The sequence below is a fragment of the Natronococcus occultus SP4 genome (genome assembly GCF_000328685.1).
GTDB lineage: Archaea > Halobacteriota > Halobacteria > Halobacteriales > Natrialbaceae > Natronococcus > Natronococcus occultus.
Genome location: NC_019974.1, coordinates 3432072 through 3458175, shown reverse-complemented (window position 1 = coordinate 3458175; position 26104 = coordinate 3432072). Strand labels below are relative to the sequence as shown.

Annotated in this window: 19 protein-coding genes and 1 pseudogene; 7 read left to right on the top strand and 13 right to left on the bottom strand. The window is 62.1% G+C overall.

What is annotated here, in order from left to right:
- Positions 1 to 282 precede the first annotated feature (282 nt).
- Positions 283 to 1197: a hypothetical protein gene (locus tag NATOC_RS16885; protein WP_015322689.1), complete on the top strand. Its 915-nt coding sequence runs from the start codon at positions 283 to 285 to the stop codon at positions 1195 to 1197.
- A gap of 3 nt (positions 1198 to 1200) precedes the next feature.
- Here the strand turns inward: NATOC_RS16885 and NATOC_RS16880 are convergent, their stop codons facing one another.
- Complete coding sequence (locus NATOC_RS16880) at positions 1201 to 1956, bottom strand: sulfite exporter TauE/SafE family protein (protein WP_015322688.1); 756 nt, start codon at positions 1954 to 1956, stop codon at positions 1201 to 1203.
- Positions 1957 to 3081: 1125 nt separating this feature from the next.
- Here NATOC_RS16880 and NATOC_RS21285 point away from each other — a divergent pair.
- A complete protein-coding gene (locus NATOC_RS21285) occupies positions 3082 to 4338 on the top strand; it encodes a Cdc6/Cdc18 family protein (RefSeq protein ID WP_015322687.1) in 1257 nt (418 codons plus the stop codon).
- Positions 4339 to 4754: 416 nt separating this feature from the next.
- Here NATOC_RS21285 and NATOC_RS16870 read toward each other — a convergent pair whose 3' ends face one another.
- The 4 genes from NATOC_RS16870 to NATOC_RS16855 form a co-directional block, all read right to left on the bottom strand.
- Positions 4755 to 5645 (bottom strand): polysaccharide deacetylase family protein, encoded by an 891-nt coding sequence (locus NATOC_RS16870; RefSeq protein WP_015322686.1) that lies wholly within the window; start codon positions 5643 to 5645, stop codon positions 4755 to 4757.
- On the bottom strand, positions 5642 to 6712 hold the full coding sequence (locus NATOC_RS16865; protein WP_015322685.1) for a DUF354 domain-containing protein: 1071 nt from the start codon (positions 6710 to 6712) through the stop codon (positions 5642 to 5644). The genes NATOC_RS16870 and NATOC_RS16865 overlap by 4 nt, the downstream gene beginning before the upstream one ends.
- Positions 6705 to 7712, bottom strand: coding sequence for a glycosyltransferase family 2 protein (locus tag NATOC_RS16860; RefSeq protein ID WP_015322684.1), 1008 nt, complete (start codon positions 7710 to 7712; stop codon positions 6705 to 6707). Before NATOC_RS16860 ends, NATOC_RS16865 begins: the two co-directional genes overlap by 8 nt.
- 89 nt (positions 7713 to 7801) lie before the next feature.
- Positions 7802 to 8788 carry a Gfo/Idh/MocA family protein gene (locus NATOC_RS16855; protein ID WP_015322683.1) on the bottom strand — a complete coding sequence of 329 codons (987 nt, stop codon included), beginning with the start codon at positions 8786 to 8788 and terminating at the stop codon, positions 7802 to 7804.
- A 1423-nt stretch (positions 8789 to 10211) separates the two neighbouring features.
- Between NATOC_RS16855 and NATOC_RS16850 the strand changes: the two genes are divergently transcribed.
- Both NATOC_RS16850 and NATOC_RS16845 read left to right on the top strand, forming a co-directional pair.
- A complete protein-coding gene (locus NATOC_RS16850) occupies positions 10212 to 10535 on the top strand; it encodes a hypothetical protein (RefSeq protein WP_015322682.1) in 324 nt (107 codons plus the stop codon).
- Positions 10536 to 11718: 1183 nt separating this feature from the next.
- On the top strand, positions 11719 to 12042 hold the full coding sequence (locus NATOC_RS16845; protein WP_015322681.1) for a hypothetical protein: 324 nt from the start codon (positions 11719 to 11721) through the stop codon (positions 12040 to 12042).
- A gap of 120 nt (positions 12043 to 12162) precedes the next feature.
- Here NATOC_RS16845 and NATOC_RS16840 read toward each other — a convergent pair.
- Positions 12163 to 13043 (bottom strand): annotated as a pseudogene (locus NATOC_RS16840) (IS1595 family transposase).
- Positions 13044 to 14690: 1647 nt separating this feature from the next.
- Between NATOC_RS16840 and NATOC_RS16835 the strand changes: the two are divergent.
- Entirely contained in the window at positions 14691 to 15236 is a 546-nt protein-coding gene (locus NATOC_RS16835) for a hypothetical protein (RefSeq protein WP_015322680.1), read from the top strand.
- Positions 15237 to 15365: 129 nt separating this feature from the next.
- On the opposite strand, the gene larC is transcribed toward NATOC_RS16835, so the two are convergent.
- Complete coding sequence (gene larC / locus NATOC_RS16830) at positions 15366 to 16718, bottom strand: nickel pincer cofactor biosynthesis protein LarC (protein ID WP_015322679.1); 1353 nt, start codon at positions 16716 to 16718, stop codon at positions 15366 to 15368.
- Between the two features lie 192 nt (positions 16719 to 16910).
- Here larC and NATOC_RS16825 point away from each other — a divergent pair, with 192 nt between their 5' ends.
- Positions 16911 to 19139, top strand: coding sequence for a CDC48 family AAA ATPase (locus NATOC_RS16825; protein WP_015322678.1), 2229 nt, complete (start codon positions 16911 to 16913; stop codon positions 19137 to 19139).
- 342 nt (positions 19140 to 19481) lie between these two features.
- A complete protein-coding gene (locus NATOC_RS16820) occupies positions 19482 to 19751 on the top strand; it encodes a hypothetical protein (protein WP_015322677.1) in 270 nt (89 codons plus the stop codon).
- Here NATOC_RS16820 and NATOC_RS16815 read toward each other — a convergent pair.
- From NATOC_RS16815 to NATOC_RS16790, 6 genes are all read right to left on the bottom strand, one after another.
- Positions 19739 to 20680, bottom strand: a complete 942-nt coding sequence (locus NATOC_RS16815; RefSeq protein WP_015322676.1) for a DMT family transporter — start codon at positions 20678 to 20680, stop codon at positions 19739 to 19741. The genes NATOC_RS16820 and NATOC_RS16815 overlap by 13 nt on opposite strands.
- Before the next feature lie 38 nt (positions 20681 to 20718).
- A complete protein-coding gene (locus NATOC_RS16810; RefSeq protein ID WP_394296427.1) occupies positions 20719 to 21057 on the bottom strand; it encodes a DUF7344 domain-containing protein in 339 nt (112 codons plus the stop codon).
- 123 nt (positions 21058 to 21180) lie between these two features.
- Positions 21181 to 22785 (bottom strand): ABC transporter ATP-binding protein, encoded by a 1605-nt coding sequence (locus tag NATOC_RS16805; RefSeq protein ID WP_015322674.1) that lies wholly within the window; start codon positions 22783 to 22785, stop codon positions 21181 to 21183.
- Complete coding sequence (locus tag NATOC_RS16800; protein ID WP_015322673.1) at positions 22782 to 24059, bottom strand: ABC transporter ATP-binding protein; 1278 nt, start codon at positions 24057 to 24059, stop codon at positions 22782 to 22784. Before NATOC_RS16800 ends, NATOC_RS16805 begins: the two co-directional genes overlap by 4 nt.
- A 2-nt stretch (positions 24060 to 24061) precedes the next feature.
- A complete protein-coding gene (locus tag NATOC_RS16795; RefSeq protein WP_015322672.1) occupies positions 24062 to 25060 on the bottom strand; it encodes an ABC transporter permease in 999 nt (332 codons plus the stop codon).
- A complete protein-coding gene (locus NATOC_RS16790) occupies positions 25057 to 26046 on the bottom strand; it encodes an ABC transporter permease (protein ID WP_015322671.1) in 990 nt (329 codons plus the stop codon). Before NATOC_RS16790 ends, NATOC_RS16795 begins: the two co-directional genes overlap by 4 nt.
- Positions 26047 to 26104 lie beyond the last annotated feature (58 nt).

Below are 26104 nucleotides of genomic sequence, written 5' to 3'. Positions count from 1 at the left end.
CGTCCCGACCGTCTCGCGTCCTCGCGGACGGTAACGACAGATTGTCCCGCGACCGACCGGACGACCGCAAACCGATGCGACGCCGTCTGTCGGTTCAAGGAGCGATTGTCGTCGGTGAACGCCGTATTTGAATCCGTAATCGGAGTTTTCGAGCGGAGCTATTTGGACCGACACACCGGTCAAACGTTACACAGGATCCGGCCAGGCAGAATCAGTTTCGGATTTTCTTACATTCAATGTAAAAGGAAAATTTATAGCCACGGTCGCCCGTTTCCCGACCGCATGGAACGACAGCACCCGGTTCGAGAGCGATCCGAGGGGACGCGCAACGAGGGATTTCGCGGGGGGAACGGTCGCACTCTCGGCCGACGATCCTATCTGGGGCTCGCCGGCGGAGCGCTTACTGCGCTTGGCGTCGGCCCCGGTGCAGGGACGACTGCAGCCACAACGGACGAGACGGCGCTGATCGACGTCGACTACGACGAGTACGCCAAGCCGAGCGAGGTCTACGACATCAACGACGTCCGGGGGTCGGACGTTCCGGAGTTCGTCACCGAACCGACGACGCGTCACGGTCGATCGCTGCGGACGGCGTTTACGGGCGACTCGAAGATCGCGAACTGCGAGTACCGGCTAGCCGACCACGTCGGCGAGCAGCAGGACGAACTCTACACCCGCTTTACCGTCTACCCCCAGGACTTCGATCTGGGCGACGACGACACGGTCCGGCTGTTCTGGGCGCCGCTGACCAACGGTGGGGGCTCATCGGGGGGCGGCGCGGCGGACGGGCAAAACGGCTGGTCGAACGCGATCGGGTTCGCCAACCGGAACGACTCGCCCGCGCCGGAGGGGTACAAGTTCTTCTCGTACTCCTACCACATGGACGGCTCGGGCGACTTCCAGATGACCGACGCCGTCGTGGAGACCGACGCCTGGAACGAGATCGAGTGCCACGTCGCGGTCAACTCCTACGACGGCGGGACCGCCGCGGCCGACGGCGAGATGCGATACTGGGTCAACGGCGATCTCGCCTTCGAGGACGCGTCGATGCGGTTTACGGCCAGCGACGACAACCGCATCGAGGCGGTCGGTCCGCTGGGTTACATCGTCGGCAGCGGCGGCGGCACGCTCTACTACGGCGAGCACCAGATCGGTCTCGGGATGGACCGCGAGGACGCTCGCAGCAGGCTCGGGTAGCCCTTAGACGACCAGCGAGCCCGCCAGCCCGATCAGCGCGACGCCGAGCGTGAGCTTGAGCCGGCCCGGCTCGGCCCGGTGGGCGAGCCACCAGCCGATCCCGACGCCGCCGAGATACGAGAGCGTGATCGGGACGAACAGCGAGGTGACGATCGCGTCCAGTAACACGTAGTTGAGCGTCGTAAACAGCGCGGTCGCGACGACCACAACCTGCGTAATCGCGATCGTCGCGAGCATCGGCACGCCGACCAACACCAGCGCGGGCGCCGACAGCGCCGCGCCGCCGATCCCTAGCAGGCCGCCGGCGACGCCGATCACGATCCCGACCGCGACGAAGCCGGCGGTGTCCCACCCGCCGCGGCCGAGTTCGACGCGGGGCTCGAGGTCGTGGTACTCCTGGTAGACGATCGTGACGCCGACGATGGCCAGCAGCACCGCCAGTACGATCCCGTACAGCGCCCGGGAGAGGTAGGCGTTCGCCTGAACGCCGACCCAGGTGCCCGCCGCGGCGGCGGCGCTGACGACGCCTGCGATCCACCAGTCGATCTCGCCCGAGCGCGCGTAGATGAGACTGCCGAGCACTGCGCCGATCGTAAAGACGGCGCTCGAGGTACCCGCGACCTCGGCGCTCGAAAGCGACGTCATGAGGTAGAGCCCGGTGACGATGAGGATCCCGCCGGGGCCGATCGTGGCGACGATGATCCCGCCGAGGAAGGCCAGGACGACCAGCGCGACCAGCACTTCGGTAGCGACGACCACGTGTCTCTGACGGGCGTACTCGGCAGGTACGGGTAGGGGTTGGCCTTGCCTGCCAACGGTCGATCGGCTCGTTTAAGGGAGTCTACAGACCACGCTGCGGTGGTGCGCTGTCGATCCGTTCGAGCGATAACGAGAATCGGTCGACGACACCGCGCGAGGGAGGAACGAGGGAACGGAGTGACCGAGTGAATCGGTTGGAGAGGGTGTCGCGATTCCTCGTTGCCAGTGTACGAGTCGATCTTGGACAAGACGTACAACCGATGAACATCCGCCGAAGTAAACACTTCCAGTTCATCGCCTCCACTTGAAATGAGCGGCAGAACGGGAGTCAACCGACAACCCCGTACGGTGCGGGAAGAAGCCCACGACTTCAGTCGTGGGTCGCTGATCATGCCAAGACTCACAAGGACAACTAAGGCATCTAGTGGAAGGTATAGTACGTAAATCGAAAGGTTTCGTAGGAGTCAATGAGAGGGGAAACAGCGGCGAAGAAGACACCACCGTTTCCGGAGCAAATACCGTTGCAATCTACGGTATACAGTGGATTCGGCCGGATAGTAATTCACTGGATATTGGGGTTTTCCCCGAGGCCAGAACCCTTCGAGGGTTACTACGATACATCCCTACTCAGACGAGTTCGAGACCGAGTCTACGGACAAGTCCCACCTCAACGAGGCAAGCAGGTGTGAGCCCCGAGCGAGTAGGATGGGTAGTTGACTGGTTGTTCCACAGGAACCCCCCCTCCTCTACTATTTCCGAGAGTGTTTGGACACACACACACACACCACTGTTTCCGGAGCTATCCTACGAGAGAGCGGCCAGGAGAACTGAAGCTAATAAGGACGACCTAGACATCAACGAAATCTAGATTCTTCTAGCTTTTATTTACCTATTACAGTCCGTATTGGTTGTAGCTTGTATTAAAAGTTGGGTATCCACAGATATCTCCGTAGAGAGGGCTCATCTATAGATCAGAGCTCCGGAAATGGTGGAGGGAGTGTATTTTATAAGTGAACTAGCTCCGGAAACTTTGGTCCGCCTGTCTTTATAAATCTCTAAGCTTCGGATGCTTCGGAAGCTAAGGAACTAGTGGTTTTATTGTGGTTAAAATAAGTACATGTCCATATGGGAATGTTTGAGCGTGATCAGCAGGTATTCGCGAACGCCGAACCTCTTGATGATTCCTACGAACCTGAGGATATCCGTGAACGAGACGAGGAGCTCGAGAAATATCAACGGGCGCTTCAGCCAATCATTGACAACAGGCCAACATCCAATATCTTCTTATATGGAAAAACCGGAACTGGGAAAACCGTCGCGACGAAATTTATGTTATCTCATCTCGAGCGCGACGCTGCCGAGTACGATGATATTGACCTTTCGACCGTGTGGGTAAGTTGTGAGAATCTTTCTTCTTCCTACCAGGTCGCCGTCGCACTTGTGAATACGCTCCGAGAGAACCAAACTAAAGAACGAATCAGCACCACTGGGTATTCACAGCAGCGGGTTTTCGATCTTCTCTATGAGGAACTCAATGCACTTGGGGGAACAGTAATCGTTGTTCTCGACGAAATCGATAATATTGGGCATTCGGATGAGATTCTCTATGGGCTCCCTCGGGCGCGATCGAATGGCTATGTCGAGGACGTCCGACCGGTTATCATCGGTATCAGTAACGATTTCCAGTTTCGGGAGAATCTTTCGCCGAAAGTCAAAGACACGTTAGCGGAAAAAGAGATCCTCTACCCACCATACGACGCAAATCAACTTCGATCAATTCTCGAACCCCGTGCTGAGAAAGCGTTCTACGAGGGTGTCCTCAGTGGTGAGGTTGTGCCACTCTGTGCTGCTTTCGCTGCGCAGGATACTGGTTCAGCTCGGCAGGCAATTCGTCTTCTTCGTGAAGCCGGTGAACTGGCTCAAGCAGAAGACGCTGACACCGTAACTGAAGAGCATGTCCGTGATGCTCAGGAGGAGCTCGAAAAGAACCAACTGTACGAAGGGATGCAAGAACTCACAACCCAGGGCCACGCTGTCCTTTGTGCGCTTGCTTACCACCAGGCGCTCAATGAAGTCCCAATTCGTTCTCGAGATCTCTACGAACGATATGTGAACATCTGTGACCGGCTCGACACTGATAATGTGAGTGAACGCCGCGTTCGCGATCACCTTTCTGATATGAATATGCTCGGACTGATCTGCGTCTACGAACGCAACGAAGGACTCTCGGCGGGTCGCTACCACGAGTACGAACTTGATGTACCACTAAACGCAGTTCTGGATGTTCTTCTCTCGACAAATCGCTTTGAGGAGATCGCCAACATTATCCAGTCTACGGCCACCGACAATGATCTCCTACAGTCCGGGATTTCTAACTACTGAAACCCGCTACTATTGCTCGTCCATTCGATATTGAAGTAATTCAAAACTGACTGAAAGCTTCGGAAACAGTGGAGGGGTAGCTCAATAGTGGAGGGGATCGCTTAGTATACTAGCCCAAACGTAGCTCCGGAACCGATGGTGTGTAGGAAGGCGTAGCTCCGGAACCGATGGTGTGTAGGAAGGCGTAGCTCCGGAAACAGTGGTGTGTCTCTGAGTTCTCCCTTAACAGTTACCGACCACGAAGGGGTGGGCGCTCTCAACCGGATCAACTGGTCGCATGTTCTCTGATTTGATTTTCCCGCCCTCTCCCCATTGCCAGTAGTATTGATAAACTGATAGCGCATACCTCCGTCTTCAGGCGGATGTCGAGTAATAGGCATCTCCATGGAAGAACCCTCGATACGGGCGAGTTTGAGCTACCGCTGCGAGGACGCCTCCCGACGTCGCTCGAGCAGTTCGTAACACTCCCCGCAGGGGCCGATCCAGGCGCCCATCGCCTTCGCCTCGCGGATCAGGCGCTCGTAGAGGGCCCGGTAGCTGGGGAACTCCTCGGCGTTCATGTACCGGGGGTGCCAGAGCACGGTCATCACCGCGTCGTGATCGTGAGCCTCCTCGAGCAGCCGCCGACACTCCCGCCAGGCCCACTCGAGCGAGGGCGCCGACGGAACCAGGGCTCGCTCCATCAGCGTCAGCGGAAAGACGACGAACGCGTCGTCGAACGGCCGGAAGACGTCGTACCGGCCGTCGAACCCGTAGCGGGTGCTCGAACCGTAGCTGGCGTCGTATCGCAGTCCGATCGCGCGGTGGTGTTCCCAGGTGCGCCGACCGGCGAGGTTCAGGTAGTGCTGGCGGCCGCCGACGACGGAGCTCCCGAGGACGCCCTCGAGGACGCGTTTCTCGTGACGGAGTCGCTCCCGGTCGTCGGCGGAGTCGTAGGAGCCGTGGAGTCCGACCTCCCAGCCGCCTCGATCCAGGGTGCGGATGGCGTCGACCAGCTCCGGCTGCGTGGGGTCGTACCGTCCCGCGTACAGCTTCCAGCTCTCCGGGCGGAGCCACTCGCGGGGCGAGCGCTCCCACAGCGACCGCTCGTTGAGGACGTACCACGACGATCGAACGCCGAGTTCGTCCTCGAGGGCCATCAGCTCCTCGAACTGCCAGTAGGGGCGCTCGTCGCTGACCAGCGCCCGGAGGTGGGAGGGGTCGCGCTCGCGGACGGCGTAGTACGGCGCCTGATAGGTCTTGAAGACCCGATCGACGTCGTGGGTGAGACAGAGCGCGAACTCGTACCCCCCGAGGCGATCGGTCATCGGCGGCCCTCCGGACCGATCCGGGCCGCGGTCGCCTCCGCCCGCTCGGCGCCGACGACGTCCTCGACGACTTCGACGACGAGGGCGGTCGTGTCGATGCGGTCCTCGAGGAGCCGTCGCCGACGGCGCGTCCAGGTCGAGTCACGGACCGCCAGCAGCTCCCGGGCGTGGGACAGCACTTCGCCGGGACCGCTCCCGTCCGAGAGCCACCGGAGCAGCCGGGAGCGTCGCTCGACGTCCTCGAGGACGCCCGCCCGAAGCTCCGAGACGTACAGCGCGGGGGTCCCTAGCAGCGCGCTCTCGAGGGACATCGTCGCGCTCTCGCCGAGGAACAGGTCGGCGCTGGCAAGCAGGTCGTGAATCCGGTGGGGGGCGACCGCGAGGCGACGGGCCGCAAGCGCCGGCGGCAGCCGTCCCTCGGCGGAGATCCGAACCGTCGCGCCGAACCGCTCGAGGCCGGCAACGAGCCGTTTGAGGTCGTCCAGTCCGCTTCGGCCGACGTCGTGGGCTGCGGTCCAGGAGACAAGTCGGAGCACGACCAGCGGGCGGTCCCCGCCGACCGCCGCCAGTTCCACGGGGTCGAACCGATCGGGGTGGAGGTACGCCAGCTCGTGGTAGCCGGGGTACCGGCGGTGGTGTGGTCCGTACTCGTCCCAGAACGCCGACGGCGTGTAGACCCGATCCGCGAGCGGGAGCGAGACGGCATTTTGCAGCGCCGCGTGCTCGGTGTCGGTAAAGAGGACACTCTCGGCGTCGCCGACCCGTCCCGCGTGGGCCACCGCCGGTTCGCCGATCCCGAGGATCGCCGCGGGCTCGAGGTGGCGCACCCGCTTGAGGATCTCGTACTCGTATCTTGCCTGGACCGAGAGCAGCCCGAGTGTCGATCTCGGGGCGCCGGACAGCCGTCGGTAGTCGATTCCGTAGTGATCGAGGAGCTCGCAGGCGACGTCCTTCTCGCGGGCGAGGACGCAAACGTCGTACCCCCGGTCGCGCAGTTCGCCGATCGCGTTCCTGAAGAAGTGGACGTGGGCAGGGTGCTGGATCGTGACGACGACCTGCTCAGTCATACCGCCTCACCTCGAGGGGGGCGTTCAGTCGCCGTTCGAGGCGGGCAGCGATCGCTATCGCCGCCACACCCGCGATCGCGAGCAACGTCCCCCGCCCGATCGACGGTTCGTCGTCGGGACCTCGTCGGACCAGCCCGCAGACGCTCTCGCAGACGCTCCCGGCGAGCGCGAGCGCACCGAGTCCGTACCAGAACGGAACCGACCAGCCGGCAGACGGCGAGTACTGGTTCGCGAGCCGCCAGACGAAGGTCCGAACGAGCAGCGCCGACACGGTCGGCACGTACGTCGCGTACTCGATCGAGGACTCCTCGTCGCCGTACCGGGCGGGGATCGATACGTCTGCGACGCGCAGCCCGGCGGCGTTACACCGCACCAGGAGATCGTTCGGATAGCCGTAGCGGTCGTACACGGCGTCGAGATCGAGGCGTTCGAGCGCGTGCCGGGAGATCGCGGTGTAGCCGTTCTGGGGGTCGCCGATTCGCCAGTACCCCGAGGCGATTCGGCTGAGAACGGTCAGAACGGCGTTTCCGAGCAGTCGGAGCCGGGGCATCTCTCCGGAGTCGTCGACCAGCCGGTTTCCCTTCGCGTAGTCGGCCTGGTTCTCGACGATCGGATCGAGCAACGCGGGCAGGTAGTCGGGATCCATCTGCCCGTCGCCGGCCATGACGGCCGCGACGTCGAGACCGTCGGCGAGGGCCCTGCGATACCCCGTCGCGATGGCGGCCCCGACCCCCCGATTTCGGTCGTGGCGAATCGGGACGATCCGGCGGTCGAACGCGGCGTCGGTCGCAGCGACCGTTCCCTGTCCCCGGTCGGTCGCGTCCTCGCGGTTGAGCCGAGTCGCAGCGTCGGTGATCGCCGTCCAGGTACGATCCGTCGAGCGGTCATCGACGGCGTAAACCCGATCGACGTAGTCCGGCACCGTCTCCAGGACCTCGCCGACGAACCCTGCCTCGTCGTACGCCGGGACGACGACACCGACCGTTCGCCCCCTATACATCCGTCCGTTCCTCGCGGTTTCGGGGCGAGCGACCGGTACAGGTCGGCGCTTGCCTCGGACGTGCGGTCACGTGTTCCGGCCGCCGTCGCTCAGTCATTCGGAACCTCCAGATCAACCGTCGGCCGATCGTCGGGTTCTTCGCGTTCGATGCGCCGGGCGATCTCGAGGGCAGCGAGCCCGTCATCGACGGTCACCTCGGGTGTCGAGTCTGTTCGAACGGCCTCGAGAAACGACGCGAGCTCCCGCCGGAGGGGCTCCTCGTTCGGAACGCGAACCCGTTCGATCAGGCGCTCGTGTCTGAACCGTACCCCCTCGTCGCGCTCGACGTACTCGGGGATCGAACGCCGGTGGATCTCGACCGACTGATCGAGGTAGTCGACCGCGACGAGACACTCCTCGGTGGTGACTTCGAGGGTCCGAACCTTGCGCTGGGTCAGTCTGCTCGCGGTCAGCGACGCCATCGCGTCGGGAAACTCGAGCAGGGCACCGGCGTGACGGTCGCCGGCGACGCCACAGCCCGCCACGTCGACGGGGTCGTCCTCGAGCAGCGCGCGGACGACGTCGATGTCGTGGATCATCAGGTCGGTGACGGCGCTGTCCGCGATCGGCCGTTCGGGGGGCGGCCCGAGCCGCCGCGCGGTAATGTCGATAACTGACAGGTCCTCGAGGAGCCCCGCGAGGGTCTCGACCGCCGGGTTGAACCGCTCGACGTGTCCGACCTGAACCGTGACCCCGGCCGCCTCGGCGAGCCGTCGCAGCGTCCGTCCGTCCGCGAGGTCGCCAACGATCGGTTTCTCGACAAGGATCGGAACGCCGGCCTCCAGACAGCTCCTCGCGACCTCGAGGTGGTGGGCCGTCGGGACGGCGACCGAAACGGCGTCAGCCCGGCCGAGTAGCGTCTCGAGACCCACCGCCGCGGTTCCGTGACGATCGGCGACGGCGTTCGCTCGGTCGGCGTCGACGTCGAAGACGCCAGCGAGCGTGGCGTCCTCGAGGTCGTCGTACACACGGGCGTGGTGTTGGCCCATCGTGCCGACGCCGATCACGCCGACCGCGAGCCGACTGTTACCCGTCATAGCCGGTGATCTCCTCCGTTATGTGATCGGCGTCGTCGTTCTCTCCTCCTTTTACTCATATTTGCTCTCAATCGAGGGTGATTTCAAAAGCCGAAGAGATCGTTACGGCCGTTAACGAGCCTCCGTTCCGCCCGGGGAGAGGGTTTCCCCTCAGCCCGTCGGTCCGGTCCGATCCGGAATAGTTCCGCCGCGGACAGCTTCCGAACCACGAGGAAGCGAACGGGCAACTCTTTCTTGTGCCGTTACACCGAAACGTCGACAGTTGCCATCGGCTCCTGGTCGAGACGTACTTCAGGTCACGCAATCGATCCAGTCCGAGAACGACGACAGTCGAGCCGTCATATATGCGAATTACTTCCGTTCCATGGGGACGAAACAGTGCCGTTGGCGAGTGTCGATGGAAAGAACTCTTGTGGCGATCGAGGGCGTTGACCACTCAGAAGTGACTACCCAGCAGCAGTCGGTTCTCGCGACGTCCTCGGACCGCATTTATCACTCATTCGCTCAGCTTCTCGAGCGGTCCTCGTCTCGCTGCCGTCAATACCGATCGAGACGCTGTCACCCTGCTCGTCGATTTAACCGATAGACACGTGGTATTGAAGGGGCTTTTCGACCGTTTGTCGCCGCTTGAGGTCACAGCTAGGTATGTTTCCTCGAGCGATTGGTCCCCGAACTGGAAGACGATCCTCTTCGATCAGCGGTACCGATATCCCGACCCGAGACCATCGTGATACCATTTCTGAGGAGCCTGTTGGCGCGCCGACGATCAGCATCGATACAATGAGAAGAGGGACGATCACGTTCCGTTATTCTATTCGGCTCTGACGCGATGATTGCTCTCCTGATAGATTCGGAAGGACGTTCTGACTTTGATTACGGATATAACAACCTGATAGTTGAAACGTATGTGAAACGCATTCCGTTCCCAAAAAGGAGAATTCAATTTGGAAATCGATATCTCGGTGTCCGTTTCGAAACCAAGCCGAGCGTAACGATGCGCGAACAGAACGGAACTCTTGTGTATTGGTATTTAGTAACAATCTTCATAAAATGACTGGAAAGCTACTCGAATAGGTGAATTCTTATTTCTATGATGTTCCTCTGTCAGTGTTCGTTGAACTGTTTCTCATCGGTTATTTCGGGGACAGAAACGATATGTGTCGGTTATAGTAACTTCCGATAGAGTGGACAATAGCGTTGCTATACTGTCGACAAAAAGGTATCTAAGTATATTTATATGTAGCGTCTCGCTCGAGTTCTCGTGTTCGAAACGCTAACCTACTACTTCGGTGTGAAACCGTTCTCCGGATTCAAGTGATACTCGGTCATGAGACCGGACTGGGTAACGCTCCACAGTGGGTGGTGACTACCGATGCCAGCAGGAAGGTGGTCGCCTGCGTGGGACGTACCCAGAGATCTACCAATGAAACGCGCACTCACGCTGATGATGGCGATCGCACTGGTCGGCAGCCTCATGTTCATGGGGTTCGCCGGAACGGCAGCGGCATCCCACTACGATAAAAACGACAAGGATAAAGACAAAAAGGGTGATAAGGTCACTCAGGACGCGCACGCGGAGACGAATCAGTGGCAGTCGGTGAGTCAGGCGAACTTCGCATCCCAGGGTGACAACACCGCCGTCGCCTCCGGCATAGGGAATACGGCTGTTGCAGACCAGACTCAGAATCAAGTGAACGCCAACGCGCAGGTTGGCATCACTACCAGCGCGAACATCGCTAACACGTAATCTCGGTCGCCACTGATATCGATAAGCTCCGAAGTTACAACCGGTATTTCGGCTTTTTTGATACCAGATCGCGGTTTACGCCGTTTCAAGGCAAAGAAACCGGACCGCGGGTACTCGGTAAGTTGCCGTTTGCGCGAACCGGACCGAACTTTCCGACCACAGTCCGCCGAGAAATAGACTGTCTGGGTTCTATCTCACAGCGTTCGGCGCCTGCAGCATCTCAGTGTCGCGATCAGCGTATATCTCCTGAATCGCGATTGAGCTGGACCGTACTCCTCAGTGACTGACGGGTGCCTCGACTCGCCGAATTACCTTCGAAGCGGCAGCTCGCTCTCTTGAGCCATCCGCGTCGTCGTACTCTGCGCTCACGTCGTAGAACTGGATACTCTCAGCGACCGCTTTGTCGCCGCTCGAGGTCACAGTTAGGTGTCTCCTCGAGCGATCGGTCACCAAACTGGAAGACGATACTCTCCGCTCAAAGATACGGCGTTCGACTCGAGACCGTCACGGGACCATTGCTGAGGGTCCTGTCGGCGCGCCGACGACCAGTATCGACACAATCAGAAGCGGAACGGTCACGTCCTGTTATTCTGTTCCGCTCTGGCGCAATAGTCTCTCTCCTGATAGGTTCGGGAGGATGTTATGACGCCAATCACGGAGAGAACGACCTGATAGTTGAAATGTATGTGATTACATTCATTCCAGAAAAGAGATGCCTCGGTGTCCGTTTCGAAACCAAGCCGAGCTAACGATACGTGAACAAAACGAATTCTTGTATGTTAATATTTGGTGATGATTCTCATGAAACAATTAGGGAATATTCGAAGAGGTGGATTCTTATTTCTATGATGTTCCCCTGTTAGTGTTCGTTGAATCGTTTTTATCGGTTATTTCGGGGACAGGAACGAGATGTGTCGGTTATAGAAACTTCCGATAGAATGGACAATAGCGTTACTGTACCGCCGACAGAAAGACGTCCGTAGCGATTGGCGCGTCACGTATCGCTCCGATTCTCGCGTTCGAAACGCCAACTCACTACTTCGGTGTGAAACTGTTCTCTGGGTTCAAGTGAGACTTCGTCATAAGACTGGACTGGGTACCGCTCCACGGTGGATGGTGACTACTGCTGTTAGCGGGAGACGACAGGTGGTCGCCTGCGTGGGACGTACCTGGTGATCTACCAATGAAACGCGCACTCGCGCTGATGATGACGATCGCACTGGTCGGCAGCCTCATGTTCATGGGGTTCGCCGGAACGGCAGCGGCATCTCACTACGATAACAACGACAAGGATAAAGACAAAAAGGGTGATAAGGTCACGCAGGACGCGCATGCGGAGACGAACCAGGTGCAGTATGTGAGCCAGTCGAACTACGCAGCCCAGGGTGACAACACCGCCATCGCCGCCGGCATAGGGAATACGGCTGTTGCAGACCAGACTCAGAATCAAGCGAACCTCAACGCACAGCTTGGCGTCACTACCAGCGTCAACTACGCTGACACGTAATCTCGATCGCCGCTAATATAGACCAGCTCGGTGATTGTAACCGTTATTTCGTCTTTTTTGGATACCGGACCGTGTTTACGCCGTTTCAAAATAACGCTCTTGCGTAGCACATTGTTGATTTTAGAGCGGTGCTCGGATAGCGCGTTTGAGTGCTTTTCGTCCCCTTTTCCATATAATTCTCGCCGCAGTTAGAACGCTCTGAGATATTGCGTGAGCTTGTCCTTTGAGATACCTCAATGGGGCGAGAGCCACCGTCGCGTCAGCGACGCGTGGCTCGCCAGGTATTAACGTGTACCTCGTCGTCGGCGTATTCACCGCCACCATGGACGACGTATTCACGGTCGTATGCTTCGTCTTCTTCGAGCGATTCGTACGTGCGAAAGCCATCCGTATAGGCAGTCAGCGACTCCTCTTGACGGTCGGTCAAGAGGAGTCGAATCGTCAATTCGTCAGCGGCTTTCGCTAGAATCACGTATCGCTGTCCCGTACCGCGATCAGCGAGGATGAACACGGGTGGCTTTCGCCATCATATGCTCTGCGCCCACGTGTGGACAAGCCATACGAGCGCGATCAGGAGTCGCACTCGTGGCCTTTCTTCCGAGCAGAGACATACACTTCGTCGATTTCGATTGGTCCGAGAAGATCGAGGGAAGGCGCATCGAGCGCTCTGGTGAAGCGCTCGATACGCCGGTGGATCGTCTTGTGATTCACCCCAGTTTCGTACTGCAGCTGTCGGAGACTCGTGTTAAACCGGAGAAACGCGTAGATGGAGAACAGCCACCGGCGAAGTGCGATTTTCGAGCGAGAGAAGATCGTGCCCGTCTTGTCATTAAACGTGCGTTCGCAATCCTTACAGAGATACCACTGAAGCACCCATAGCTACTGTTTCTAACCGTTCGCTTAGAACGGCAGTGAGGACAACTCACACCATTACGCCAGCGAACCTGTTGGAGCAGGTCCGCTGCGACTGATTCCGGGCCAAACACATCGAGCGGAATCATCCGTAGCGGGCACCGCTGATGCGGTGCCCTTGTCCTCTTCGACTCGCCAGTGACCGTTCAGTAGTATCAACAATCTCCTACGGAAGAGCGTACTCCATTAATCAAGAACGGTCGTGGCGAATATTGAACCCTGACGTGAAGCGGTCGTTGGTTTGGAAATGCGGCCCCCTCAAAACCGTGTCGAGGGTGCGGTGAAACTTCGAGCAGGCCGAGTTCCTCGAGAGTCTCGGGGGTTGTCGGATCGGGTAGAGCGACCGATCCTCACGGACACAACACGGATGGGAATTCCAGCTGACGCACAAGAAAACCCAAGGGAGTTACACTCGCACGCGACCACTCGTTCGGCTTTCGGACGGCCGACCTTAACGGTGAAGCCTCGGGCTTGACTCCGAACCAGTTGACCGGTCAGTAACAAGTCATTGTGTTCCCGGGCTAATATCGGAGATCGATTAGGCGAGCCCTATCGGTTGAACGATTCCCGTCGTTCAAAACGAATCGAGCAGATGAGAGAGAAAGAGGGCAACGGCGGACTCTCAACACGGACCGACCGACGACGAGCGGAACGCGCCTCCCACGCGGACCGGCACTCAGTACGAGGACGCTGCGGGAACTTCGGAGCGTTCCGCCTTGTTCGTAGCTGATTCGAGAGCCACAGACGACCATACGAGCACTACCGAACCAATGACCGAAACCGAATTTCCCTGGGGAACGGTAACCCGCGAGACCGGGCAAACGCACGTCGATGTGTCCGTCGATACCGAAGACGACGTCTCCGTTTCGACGAAGGTCGTTTCCGACGCGACGGACGAAGCGAACGAGATCGACCCGACCAGGATGCCGAAATCGAGACGTTCCCCTGGGGCGCATAATCTATACGCTCGACTCAGGTGTAGCGGACGTCGAAATACACATCGACGCCAAAGACGGCGGGACTCGGTCGACATCAGTGTCGATCGTCTGGACGGCGGGCGGATCCGGTACCAGCGTTAGTATTACAGAGAACACGAACGTTATCCAGTCGACTGTCAACAGTTCGTCGAGTGTCAGTTCAACGAGCGTCTCGCAGTCAACGACATCGTCTACGAGCGACTGAGATGATGCGATCTCGATTCCGATCGACGACGATGCTGACGGCGACGAGGGAGACTGAGCCGACGGACGACGCAAACTCTTATTCAGCCGGCTCTTCTTCGTATACTATTACACGAGGTCTGAAGCGACAATTTTATCGGATAACTCTGTAACATTTGAGCGGACGAATGTGATGATATTTGTAATTCGCATAGTGTGGTGAAGGGTAGTCACGGTCGAATCCAACCGGGGCGATCGCGACCTGGCCGGTTCGTTTCTCGGCACCTCAGCCGAGAAACACACGGCCTATCTTACCTGCTCTGTAGCGACAGCAAAACGACATTCGGCTCGCGATGACGTTCATCACCGTTAGCTGTGAACAGGGCCTACCGGTACTAGGACGGGGATACATCGCGAAACTGTACCCTCAGTTCATATGCCACTCCGTGGTGAGTCTCAGACGGGCAACGTGTCAGGTGGCGACGAGACGGCAGGATCACGAGGAGCCGCGGCTATCGTTCTCGGTCGCGGTCGGTCCCGCCTGCTCGTTGAGCCGACATCGTCCCTACACCAACAATGAAACGCGCACTCGCACTCACGATGACGATCGCGCTGCTCGGCAGCCTGATGTTCATGGGCTTCGCCGGAACCGCAGCAGCGGGAAGCTACGACGACAAACACGACAAGGACAAACATAACGATAAGTACAACGACAAGAACGACAAGGACAAGAAGGACGCACCGAAGGACGACAAGAAGGACGACGACCGTAAGCACGCTGACGACAAGAAGGACGACGACCGCAAGCACGCTGACGACAAGAAGGACGACGACCGCAAGCACGCTGACGACAAGAAGGACGACGACCGCAAGCACGCTGACGACAAGAAGGACGACGACCGCAAGCACGCTGACGACGTCGTCGCCATCGGCCAGCACTCCTACGCTGAAACCAACCAGTTCCAGGCCGTCTCCCAGCACAACGACCTGAAGCAGGGTGACAACGTCGCCACCGCCTACAAGGGTACGGCTAACGCCGGTAACTTCGCCGACCAGTCCAACAACAACGTCCAGGCTGGCGCGAGCGTCTCCGGTAACTTCGCCGCCGTCACCGGCAAGTAACGATCCGCAACTAGCAGTCGCTTCGTTTTTTCCGCCGTGACGTTCGACGATCACCGTTCGAGCGACCGCGTCGCCGATCGATCTGGTGTCGTCGAGTCCGTGACCAGTACCGATACCTCGGTGCGGGAGCTACTGCTCGATCGCCGTCTCGGCGCGTCGTAGCACCTCCCGAACCGGAAGGCCACTCTCTCGGGCCGTCCTCGCGGCGTCGTCGTACTCCGCGCTGACGTCGTAGACGTCGCCGCCGGCGTCGCTGGCGATCTTCACCGTCACCTCGTAGCTCTCGCCGTCAACCTCGAGTTCCACGGTCTCGAACTCCCGGTCGGCGATCCAGCGATGGGTCGCGCCGGCCTCCCGGATTCCGAGCGTGCCGGTCTCCTCGGCGAGGGCCCGGGCGACCCGCTCTCGGTCCTCGGGCTTGCAGATCACCTTCACGAGGTGGCCGGGACGGGACTTCTTCATCGTCGCAGGAACTATCGAAACGTCGCGCGCGCCCGCGTCCGAAAGGGTCTCTTGGAGCCCGCCGAGGACTTCCGGCGTCGCGTCGTCGAGGTTCGTCTCGAGGACGGCGATGTCGTCTTTCAGGAATTCGCGGCCGCCGTCGCCGACGAGGGTCCGGAGCACGTTTGGGTGCGGATCGAGGTCGTAGCCACCGGCGCCGTACCCCGACGCCTCGAGCTCCAGTGCGGGCAGCGACTCCACGCCGTCGGCGAGACGACCCAGAATAGCTGCCCCCGTCGGTGTCAGCAGCTCGGTGTCGACGGGACCGCCCCGCAGCGACCAGCTCGCGCGCTCGGCGATCTCGACGACCGCGGGCGTCGGCACGGGGTACTCGCCGTGGCTCATTCCGACCGTCCCGCCGCCGGTTGCCAGCGGAGTGGTAACGACCCGTTCGACCTCGAGGTCGTCGACGAGCGCGGCAGCCCCGACCACGTCGGCGATCGCGTCGTCGGCGCCGACCTCGTGGAAGTGAATCTCCGCGAGATCCTCGCCGTGGACGCTGGCCTCGGCCTCGCCGAGCAGCTCGAAGATCGCGAGCGCGTCGCGCTCGACTGCGGGGTCGAGCTCCATCCCCTCGACGATCTCGCGGACCTCGAGGTAGCTGCGGTGGGGCCCGTGTCCCTCCGCGGGAACGCCCGGGGCGTCCTCGTGGTCGTGAACGTGGCCGTGATCGTGGTCGTCGTCCCCGCGGTCGTCGACGTGACCGTGGTCCGGATCGCCGCGGTCGTGGTGGTCCGGATCGCCGTGGTCGTGGACGTGGCCGTGATCGCCCTCCGTCCGGGCCGCGTCCTCGTCGGTCAGGATCACGTCGACGGTCGTCGACGCGATGCCACACTTGACCGTCTCGTCGATCCGGTACTCGAGGTCGAGCGCCGTCTCGACGGGCTCGAGGACGTCCCGGTCGGCGCCGGCGTCGAGCAACGCGGCGAGGATCATATCGCCGCTTGCACCCATTCGGCCGTCGAACGCGAGCGTTCGCATACCTCGACTGGCGGCCGGCAAAGCCAAAAAGCCACGCTCTCGATGTCGCCAAAACCCACCGAAGCCGGTACCTCTATGTGTCTTGCCACCTGAGTTAGATATGGTGCCAATTAGCACGGTGTGCATTCACGGTAGCAAAAAGCCTATCCGGTCCCGAATCGGAATCACTGACATCGCCGTCCATCCCGAATCATGAACGAAGTCCAACTGGAGGTTGCGAAAGCGTACCCGAACGACTCGGGTCGTGGTATCGCCCGACTCGACCCGGACACGCTGTTACATCTGAAGCTGAGTCCGGGCGACATCATCGAGATCGAAGGTGCGGATACGACCGCCGCGAAGGTGTGGCGGGCGGACCGACAGGACTGGAACACTGACACCGTCCGGATCGACGGCTTCACCCGGCAGAACGCCGACGTCGGTATCGGCGAACGGGTAACGATCCGGAAGGCCGAGGCGACCAAGGCCGACGAGCTCGTCCTCGCACCGCCCGAGGAGGCGTCGGTGCAGTTCGGCTCCGACGCCGCGGGCATGGTCAAACGCCAGATCCTCAAGCGTCCGGTCGTCGGCCGCGACATCGTGCCCGTGATGAGCTCGACCAACCACCCGTTCATGCGCTCGCCGGGACAGGCGATCCCGCTGATCGCCGTCGAGACCGAACCCGAGGGGGTCGTCCTCATCACCGAGGACACCGACGTCGAGCTCCGCGAGGAGCCAATCAGCGGCTTCGAGAAGACCGGCGGCGGGATCACTTACGAGGACATCGGCGGCCTGCAAGACGAGATCCAGCGGGTTCGCGAGATGGTCGAACTGCCGATGAAACACCCCCAGATCTTCAAGAAGCTGGGGATCGAGCCCCCGCAGGGCGTCCTGTTGCACGGTCCGCCGGGAACCGGGAAGACCCTGCTCGCGAAGGCCGTGGCCAACGAGACCTCCGCGAGCTTCTTCTCGATCGCGGGCCCCGAGATCATCTCGAAGTACTACGGGGAAAGCGAACAGCAACTCAGGGAGATCTTCGAGGACGCAAGCGAGGAGTCGCCCGCGATCATCTTCATCGACGAGCTCGACTCCATCGCACCCAAACGGGAAGACGTCACCGGCGAGGTCGAGCGCCGCGTCGTCGCCCAGCTGCTGACGATGATGGACGGGCTCGAGGCCCGCGGCCAGGTGATCGTCATCGCCGCGACCAACCGGGTCGACAGCGTCGACCCCGCGCTTCGCCGTCCGGGCCGGTTCGACCGCGAGATCGAGATCGGCGTCCCCGACGAGGTGGGTCGTGAGGAGATCCTCCAGATCCACACCCGGGGAATGCCGCTCTCGGACGACGTCGATCTGGCCCACATGGCCGACGAGACCCACGGGTTCGTCGGCGCCGACATCGAGTCCCTGACCAAGGAGGCCGCGATGAAGGCGCTGCGCCGATACCTCCCGGAGATCGACCTCGACGAGGAGGACATCCCGCCGAGCCTCATCGATCGGATGATCGTCAAACGGGAGGACTTCCGGGGCGCTTTGAACGAGGTCGAGCCCTCGGCGATGCGGGAGGTGCTGGTCGAGCTGCCGAAGATCTCCTGGGACGACGTCGGCGGACTCCAGACCGCCAAGGATCAGGTCCAGGAGTCCGTCGAGTGGCCGCTGAACAACCCCGAACGGTTCGATCGCCTCGGGATCGATCCGCCGGCGGGTGTCCTGTTGTACGGTCCGCCCGGGACGGGGAAGACGCTGATGGCAAAAGCCGTCGCCAACGAGACCAACGCGAACTTCATCTCGGTGCGAGGACCCCAGCTGCTCAGCAAGTGGGTCGGCGAGTCCGAGAAGGCGATCCGTCAGACCTTCCGCAAGGCGCGGCAGGTCTCGCCGACGGTGATCTTCTTCGACGAACTCGACGCGCTGGCGCCCGGCCGGGGCGGCGAGACCGGCTCGAACGTCTCCGAACGGGTCGTCAACCAGCTGCTGACCGAACTGGACGGGCTCGAGGAGATGGAGAACGTGATGGTCATCGGCGCGACGAACCGACCGGACATGATCGACCCCGCACTGTTGCGCTCGGGGCGGTTCGATCGGCTGGTGATGATCGGCGAACCCGACGTCGAGGGCCGCGAGCGGATCCTCGACATCCACACCCAGGGAACGCCGATGGCCGCGGACGTCAACCTCCAGGAGATCGCCGAGATCACCGACGGCTACGTCGGCAGCGATCTCGAGTCGATCGCCCGCGAGGCCGCAATCGAGGCCCTGCGCGAGGACGAGGAGGCCAACGTCGTCGAGATGCGTCACTTCCGACAGGCCATGGAGAACGTCCGGCCGACGATCACCGACGACATCCTCGACTACTACGAGCGCATCGAAGAGGAGTTCCAGGGCGGCTCGAGCGGTCCCGATCCGACGGGTCGTCGCGGGAGCCGGATCGGCTTCCAGTAGCCCGGTCGCCCCTGGCTTTTCGGCGCTAGGGTGAGATTTACTGTTTTGCGTCGGTTTCGGGCCAGAAGCCGCCGTCGACCGAGAGACGCCGATTGCCGATACGCGACGCCAAACCGTTCGTTCGCTCGCTCGAACGGGATCAATCGTCACCTACCCGGTGTGTTCTCGAACGCTCTGTGCGAGCGAGTGACACGGCCCGTTCCCGACACGAGAGCGTTCACGACACCGATCGGTTCGATTCAGCTCGATCCTTATTCGGATGAACTGTATCGAACCGGTCGAAACGGTTGCGCCGATATATGTGCTCCGGAGTGGGGGTTCGACGTGTCGTCAGGTGTTTCGATGGCTAACTCAACAACTCGTGACTCCCGCGCCACGGCGTCGACCGAGAGTACCGAGCGTCAGGACCGCGGGGGAGTCCTCGACCGACTCGTCCCCACCCTGGCCGACTCGATCCGACGGGCCAGCTTCTGGACGGCGATCGTGCTTCCCTTTCTGTACGTGCCACTGCTCGCGACTGGACTGTCGACCGCGAGCGAGACCGCCACGTTTCTGGCCCTGCTCGGGGTCAATCTCGTCGCGCTCTACGTCGGCCACGCCTATCGCCGGTGATCCTCCCGACTCGAGCGCCACCGTCCGACCGCGGCGACCTCCCGGCCGATCGCCCGTCGCTTGACGAGGACGAACCCGCAGGCGATCAGGGCGAAGCCGGCGACGGTCGCCGCGTCGATCGTCTCGCCCAAGTATAGCCAGCCGACCAGCGCGGTAAACACCGGCGCGACGTAGGAAACCATGTTGATCTCGACGGCGCCCAGCCGCTCGAGCAGGTCGAAGTAGAGCAGAAAGCCGAGTGCGCTCGCGATAAGCGAGAGGTACGCGAGCGCGGCCAGCGCCTCGGGATGGGTCCAGGCTGCGGGCTCGATCGGCTCGCCGAGCCCGAGGCTCACGAGGTGCATCAGGGCGGCGCCACCGAGCATCGACCACGCCTCCATCGTCTCGATCGGAAGCGTAGCGTCGATCCGTCGCGTGAGGACGCTCCCGAGCGCGAACGCCGCGGCCGCACAGAAGACCAGCAGCTTCGCGACGGCGTCGGTCGCGAACAGGTTCGATGGATCGGGCTGGACGACGACGGCGACGCCGACGAGTCCGAGACAGACGCCGCCGACACCGACGGCCGACAGCGCGTCCGAGGGGACGAGCGCCCGTGCGAACCCGGTGGTCAACACCGGCGAGAGGCTCACCAGGACGGCCGCGGCCGCGGCGGTGGTGTGTTGCTGGCCGATAAAGAGAAAGACGTGGTAGGCGCCGATCAGTAGCGCGGCGCCGACGGCGACGGTCGCCCACTCCTCGCGACCGACGGGACGCCAGCGGTCGGCGGCGTAGCTCGCGTACGCGAGCATACACACGCCTGCGACGTCGTACCGAACGGCCGCGAACAACACCGGCGGGAGGTGGTCGAGCCCCGCGCTGATCGCGACGAAGGAACTCCCCCAGGCGGCCGCCAGCACCAGAAAGAGAGCGAGATTGCGATAGCGGGTCACGGTCGCCGTTTCGCTGGCGACCTGCTATGCGTTTCGAATCAGAGCAGCGGCGTCTCGCGGATCTCCGGTTTCGACTCCGTCTGTTTGAACTGCTCGAGCAGCGGGCGGATCTCGTCGAACCCCTCCTCGAGGACGATGTCGCCGCTGCGCAGATCGTAGTCGATGATGTCGTAGTCCGCGAGCCGCGGCAGGTGGTTGTGAATCAGCGAGACGTAGATCCGCTGGCGGTACTCCGAGTCGACGGTCCCGTCCTCACCGCGCTCCCAGGCAGCGATCTCGGAGACGACGTCCTCGAGGTTCCCTCGCCGCGTCTCGGCCAGCTGGTAGAGGAGGTATCGGCGCTCGGACTCGGCCAGCAGCGAACAGGCAGCCTCCATACGAGATGACGTCTCTGTCATACCTGAGGAAAGCCGCCGTTTGTAATTACACCTGCTGCCAAAACGGTTTGGGCCGAGCGAGTGGTTCTCTCGCATTCGACTCCCAAAAAAGTGGACGGCCGGCTACCGCTCCGGCGCAGGCGCCTCGCGTCGCTCGGCGTCCTCGTCGTAGAGGTGACAGGCGACGGGGTGGGCGTCGGCCTCGAGAGCGGGGTTTTGCCGCTCGCAGACGCTCTCGTACTCCTCGCGGAGCCGTTCGGCCGCATCCTCCCAGTCGCCGACGGCGACCGACGCCAGCGCGTCCTCGACGATCGCGTCGTGGCGCGCCGGAAGCTCGGTCTCGAGGAGCCGCTCTTTCAGCGCCCTCGCGAACGCGTCGGCGTCGGCCGCGGCGACGGCTCCGTCCTCGAACTCGAACTGGCCGTCGTCGCCGACGGTCTCGAGGGAGATGTCGCGGCTCTCGACGCGCTCGCGAAGCGTCATCAGCGCTCGGTAGCGCTCCTGATCGATCTCGAGGTCCGCGGGCGGGATCACCTTCGGACACCGGGTCCGGAACCGACAGCCGCTTGGCGGATCCCGCGGCGACGGGACGTCCCCCGAGAGCGTCTCCCGGTCGCGGTCGCGCTCGTCGGTCGAGGCCCGGGGGACGCTGTCGAGCAACGCCTGTGTGTAGGGATGTTTCGGGTCCTCGAACAGCTCCTCGACGGGACCGATCTCGATGATCTCGCCGAGGTACATTACGGCGACCCGATCGCAGACGTGGCGGATCACCGAGAGGTCGTGGCTGATCAGCAGGTAGGTGAGATCGAACTCCGTCTGCAGATCGTCGAGCAGGTTCAGCACCTGCGCCTGGACCGAGACGTCGAGTGCGGAGGTCGGCTCGTCGAGAACGATGAACTCCGGCTCGAGCGCCAGCGCGCGGGCGATTCCGATACGCTGGCGTTGCCCGCCGGAGAACTCGTGGGGGTAGCGATCGAGCTGGTCGACCGAGAGCCCGACCCGCTCGAGCAAGTTCCGGGCGTGATCGCGCCGGAGCTGTTTCGTCGAGCGGCCGACCGAGACCCGAACGTCGATCCCGTCGTCGCGCTCGACCGTAACCGAGAGCTCCTCCGCGACCTCGGCGACGACGCCGTCGGCGACGTCAACGCCTCGTTCGTCGGGGTCGACGTCCCCGGCGACGTCGCTCGAGCGGACGGTGACGTGGACCGTCGCGACGCCGTCGGCGGGCCCGATGACCTTGTCGACGTCGTCGTCGACGGTCACCGAGACGATATCGGCCGAGATTCCGTCGGTCCGGAGCTCCGCACGGCTCTCGACCTCGGGATCGGTCCAGGGCCAGTCGTGGATCTCGAGGGGCTGGGTGACGATCCCACCGATCGTCATCCGGGGATCGAGACTCGAGAACGGATCCTGAAAGACGACCTGGGCGTTTCGACGGAACTCGGTCAGCGACTCGCTATCGAAGTCGTACACGTTCTCCCCGTCGAAGGCTACCTCGCCGTCGGTCGGCTCCTGGAGCCGGAGGAGGGTCTCGCCGGTGGTCGATTTCCCGCAGCCGGATTCCCCGACCAGTCCGAGCGTCTCGCCGGGCTGGATGTCGAAGCTCACCCCGTCGACGGCCCGAACCGGGACCGGGTCGTCGCCGAGCAACCGATCGAGAACGGAGTCGTTCTCCCAGAAGTACTTCTGGAGCTCCTCGACGCGAACGAGCGGCTCGTCGGCGCTCATCGGCTCTCACCTCCCGACCCCTCGACGGTTGACTCCGCTCGTTCGGGCTGGACGTCGTCCTCGAACCCGTCGGGGTCGGCGTGTTTGTCGACCGCCGTCCGGTCGTCCGTTCCGAAGTGGTCGGCCGGCAGTGCGCGCGCCTCGGTGTACTCCTGGGTCGCGAGGACACACCGGACCTCGTGTTCCTCGCTTCCGGTCCCGTCGTACTCCGGGGGGTGGGAGAGACAGTCCTCCATCGCCTTCGGACACCGGTCCGCGAAGTAACACCGGTCGCCCATCTCGTGGTCGAGCAGGCTCGGGACGTTGCCCGGGATCGGCTCGAGTCGCCCCCCTGCCCCTTCGAGGTCCGGAATCGACCCCAGCAGCCCCGCGGTGTACGGATGAACGTGGTCGTCGAAGACGTCCTCGAGGGTGCCCCGTTCGACGATCTCGCCGGCGTACATCACGCCGACCCGATCGCACATCCGGGCGACGACACCCAGGTTGTGCGTGATCAGCAGGATCGTCATACCCGTCTCCTCCTGGAGCTCGTCGAGCAGGTCGAGCACCTGGGCCTGGATCGTCACGTCCAGGGCCGTCGTCGGCTCGTCGGCGACGAGCACGTCCGGCTCGCCCGCAAGCGCCTGGGCGATCATCGCCCGCTGGAGCATCCCGCCGGAGTACTCGTGGGGATACTCGTCGACGCGCTCGACGGGGTCGGGAATGCCGACCAGTTCGAGCAGCTCGATCGCCCGCTCGCGGCTGGCCTCGCTGACGTACTTCTTCGAGGGAAACACCGACGAGAGCACGAGCGAGCCAAGCGAGTACTCCTGGGTTTTCGCCCGCGTCGAGCGCGGGTTCGCGCTGGCCCGGCGCTGGACCTCGACGGCCTCGGCGATCTGCTCGCCGACCGTGAGGCTCGGGTTGAAGCTGCTCTCGGGATCCTGGAAGATCATGCTGAACGACGAGCCTCGGAGCGAGCGACGCACCCGTTCGGGAACCGCAAGCAGGTTCACGAACGAGCCGTCGACGGCCTCAGGGTGGTCGTCGACGACGGCCTCGGCGAGGTCGCCGTCGTTGAACCAGATCTCGCCGTCCGTGATCTCCCCTGGCGACTCGATCAGGTCGATAACCGACCTGGCCGTGACGCTCTTTCCGCTACCGCTTTCGCCGACGATCCCGAACACCTCGCCCCGTTCGATCCGCAGGTCGAGATCCGAGACCGCGTTCACCTGTCCCTGTTCCGTAAAGAATCGCGTCGAGAGTCCGTTTACGCGGAGAATGTCTTCGCTCATTGTTAGGCACCTCCTCCTTCGCCCTCGATGTTTGGATCGAGCGAGTCCCGAAGCCAGTCACCGAGGAGGTTGATACTGATCACCGACAGCACGATCCCGATCCCGGGAACCGTCGAAACCCACCAGGCCGTCCGGAGGTAGTCCTGGCCCTGCTGGATCTCGTACCCCCACGAGAGGGTCGTCCCCGAGAAGCCGAGGTACGACAGCGAACTCTCGAGGATGATGACCGCCGCGACCTGGATCGTCGCGAGGACGATCACCGGCGTGAGACTGTTCGGTAGCACGTGTTTGAGCAGGATCGTCGCGTTGCTCGCCCCGAGGCTGCGGGCGGCCTTGACGTACTCCTCGTTGCGGATCGCCATCGCCTCCCCGCGGGCGACCCGGGCGAACCACACCCAGGTGACGAGCCCGACCACGACGGTTATCGTCCCGGGTAGTATCGTCGCCGAGGGCATCCCCTCGGCGAAGCCGGCTGCGACGATCGGATCGGGGATCGGTATCGACAGCGAGCCGAAGACGCCGATCAGCGCGAGCGCCAACACCAGCGACGGGAACGCGAGCATGACGTCGGCGACCCGCATCATCGCGTCGTCGACCCGTCCGCCGTAGTATCCCGACACCAGCCCGAACGGGACGCCCATCGCCACCGCGAGCCCGGTGCCGAGTATGCCCACGAGTAGGGAGGTACGGGCGCCGTACAGGAGCCGCGAGAAGACGTCCTGTCCGACGTTGTTCGTCCCGAGGTAGTGTTCGGTCGAGTACTCGACGGAGTAGGGCTCGCGCTCGCCGTCGACGACCTCGTAGGAGTCGTAACTGATCCCCATCGGTGGGTAGGAGTTGCCGTCGTCGAAGTGGCCCGTCGTGTTAGGGTTGTGCGTTGCGAGGACGGGAGCGAAAAGCGCCATCAACACGACAACGACGAGGATCGCGAGTCCGATTTTCGGAAGCAGGTTTTGCCGGAACTCCTGTCTGAGGTTAGATTTGATTCGATCCGAAATCATTCGTCTAGCACCCGCGGGTTGAGTTTCGCGTAGATCGCGTCGACGCCGATATTGATGACCACGAAGCTAACACCGATGAAGATGATGATGCCCTGAATGAGTGGCCAGTCCAGGTTGTGTATCGCGTTGATGAGCCGCAGCCCGAGGCCGGGCCAGGAGAAGACGGTCTCCGTGACGACCGCGCCGCCGATCAGCTGGCCGAGCTGCAGTCCCAGCACGGTGATAATCGGAATCATCGTGTTCCGGAGGACGTGTTTGTACCGGACCAGGGTCTCGGGGATCCCCTTGGCCTCGGTCGCGGTCACGTACGGCTTCCCGTACTCGTCGAGCATACCGCTTCTGGTCAGCCGGGTGATCAACGCGGTGAAGTACGTTCCCAGGGTGACCGCCGGGAGGATGATGTGATGGAGCCAGGTGAGCAGATCGCCGACGTAAAACGTCGTCAGGAACGTCCACAAGGCGTCGTGGAACGCCACCGGACGACGGCCCGTCGGGAACACGTCCAGCTGAACGGCCAGCAGCAGGATCAACATGATCCCCAGCCAGAAGTTCGGCGTACTGATCCCCAGAAGCGAGAACGACGTCGCACCGTAGTCGGCGGGCTCGTTGCGACGGGTCCCGCTGATGACCCCGAGCGGGATCGCGATCACGAGTGCGACGATCGTCGCTGCGATCGCAAGCTCTAGGGTCGCGGGAACGCGCTCTATGACCATCGTCGAGACCGGTCGGCTCGCCTGGTAGGAGTAGCCCAGATCTCCAACTAGTAGGTCCTGCAAGTAGTCGGCGTACTGTACGTAGATCGGTTGATCCAGTCCGAGTTCCTGTCGGATCCGTTCACGGGTTGCCTGGTCGACGGCCGGGTCGACGATCAGGTTGACCGGGTCGCCGGGCGTCACTGCCCGGAGCCCGAACAACACCGTCACGACCCCCCAGACGACGAGGATCCCCTGCAAGGTCCGCTTGAGCAAGAATTTTCCAAAAGCCATTGGTGTGTCGATCGAACGCCGTTAGACGTGTCGGTAGCCGAATTTTTTGCCAGGAGTA

Coding starts and splice junctions, on each gene's coding strand:
- larC (WP_015322679.1), bottom strand. CDS start 16,718: ATGCGAACGCTCGCGTTCGACGGCCGAATGGGTGCAAGCGGCGATATG.
- NATOC_RS16805 (WP_015322674.1), bottom strand. CDS start 22,785: ATGAGCGCCGACGAGCCGCTCGTTCGCGTCGAGGAGCTCCAGAAGTAC.
- NATOC_RS16885 (WP_015322689.1), top strand. CDS start 283: ATGGAACGACAGCACCCGGTTCGAGAGCGATCCGAGGGGACGCGCAAC.
- NATOC_RS16795 (WP_015322672.1), bottom strand. CDS start 25,060: ATGATTTCGGATCGAATCAAATCTAACCTCAGACAGGAGTTCCGGCAA.
- NATOC_RS21285 (WP_015322687.1), top strand. CDS start 3,082: ATGGGAATGTTTGAGCGTGATCAGCAGGTATTCGCGAACGCCGAACCT.
- NATOC_RS16790 (WP_015322671.1), bottom strand. CDS start 26,046: ATGGCTTTTGGAAAATTCTTGCTCAAGCGGACCTTGCAGGGGATCCTC.
- NATOC_RS16825 (WP_015322678.1), top strand. CDS start 16,911: ATGAACGAAGTCCAACTGGAGGTTGCGAAAGCGTACCCGAACGACTCG.
- NATOC_RS16870 (WP_015322686.1), bottom strand. CDS start 5,645: ATGACCGATCGCCTCGGGGGGTACGAGTTCGCGCTCTGTCTCACCCAC.
- NATOC_RS16855 (WP_015322683.1), bottom strand. CDS start 8,788: ATGACGGGTAACAGTCGGCTCGCGGTCGGCGTGATCGGCGTCGGCACG.
- NATOC_RS16850 (WP_015322682.1), top strand. CDS start 10,212: ATGAAACGCGCACTCACGCTGATGATGGCGATCGCACTGGTCGGCAGC.
- NATOC_RS16820 (WP_015322677.1), top strand. CDS start 19,482: ATGGCTAACTCAACAACTCGTGACTCCCGCGCCACGGCGTCGACCGAG.
- NATOC_RS16835 (WP_015322680.1), top strand. CDS start 14,691: ATGAAACGCGCACTCGCACTCACGATGACGATCGCGCTGCTCGGCAGC.
- NATOC_RS16860 (WP_015322684.1), bottom strand. CDS start 7,712: ATGTATAGGGGGCGAACGGTCGGTGTCGTCGTCCCGGCGTACGACGAG.
- NATOC_RS16865 (WP_015322685.1), bottom strand. CDS start 6,712: ATGACTGAGCAGGTCGTCGTCACGATCCAGCACCCTGCCCACGTCCAC.
- NATOC_RS16800 (WP_015322673.1), bottom strand. CDS start 24,059: ATGAGCGAAGACATTCTCCGCGTAAACGGACTCTCGACGCGATTCTTT.
- NATOC_RS16810 (WP_394296427.1), bottom strand. CDS start 21,057: ATGGAGGCTGCCTGTTCGCTGCTGGCCGAGTCCGAGCGCCGATACCTC.
- NATOC_RS16845 (WP_015322681.1), top strand. CDS start 11,719: ATGAAACGCGCACTCGCGCTGATGATGACGATCGCACTGGTCGGCAGC.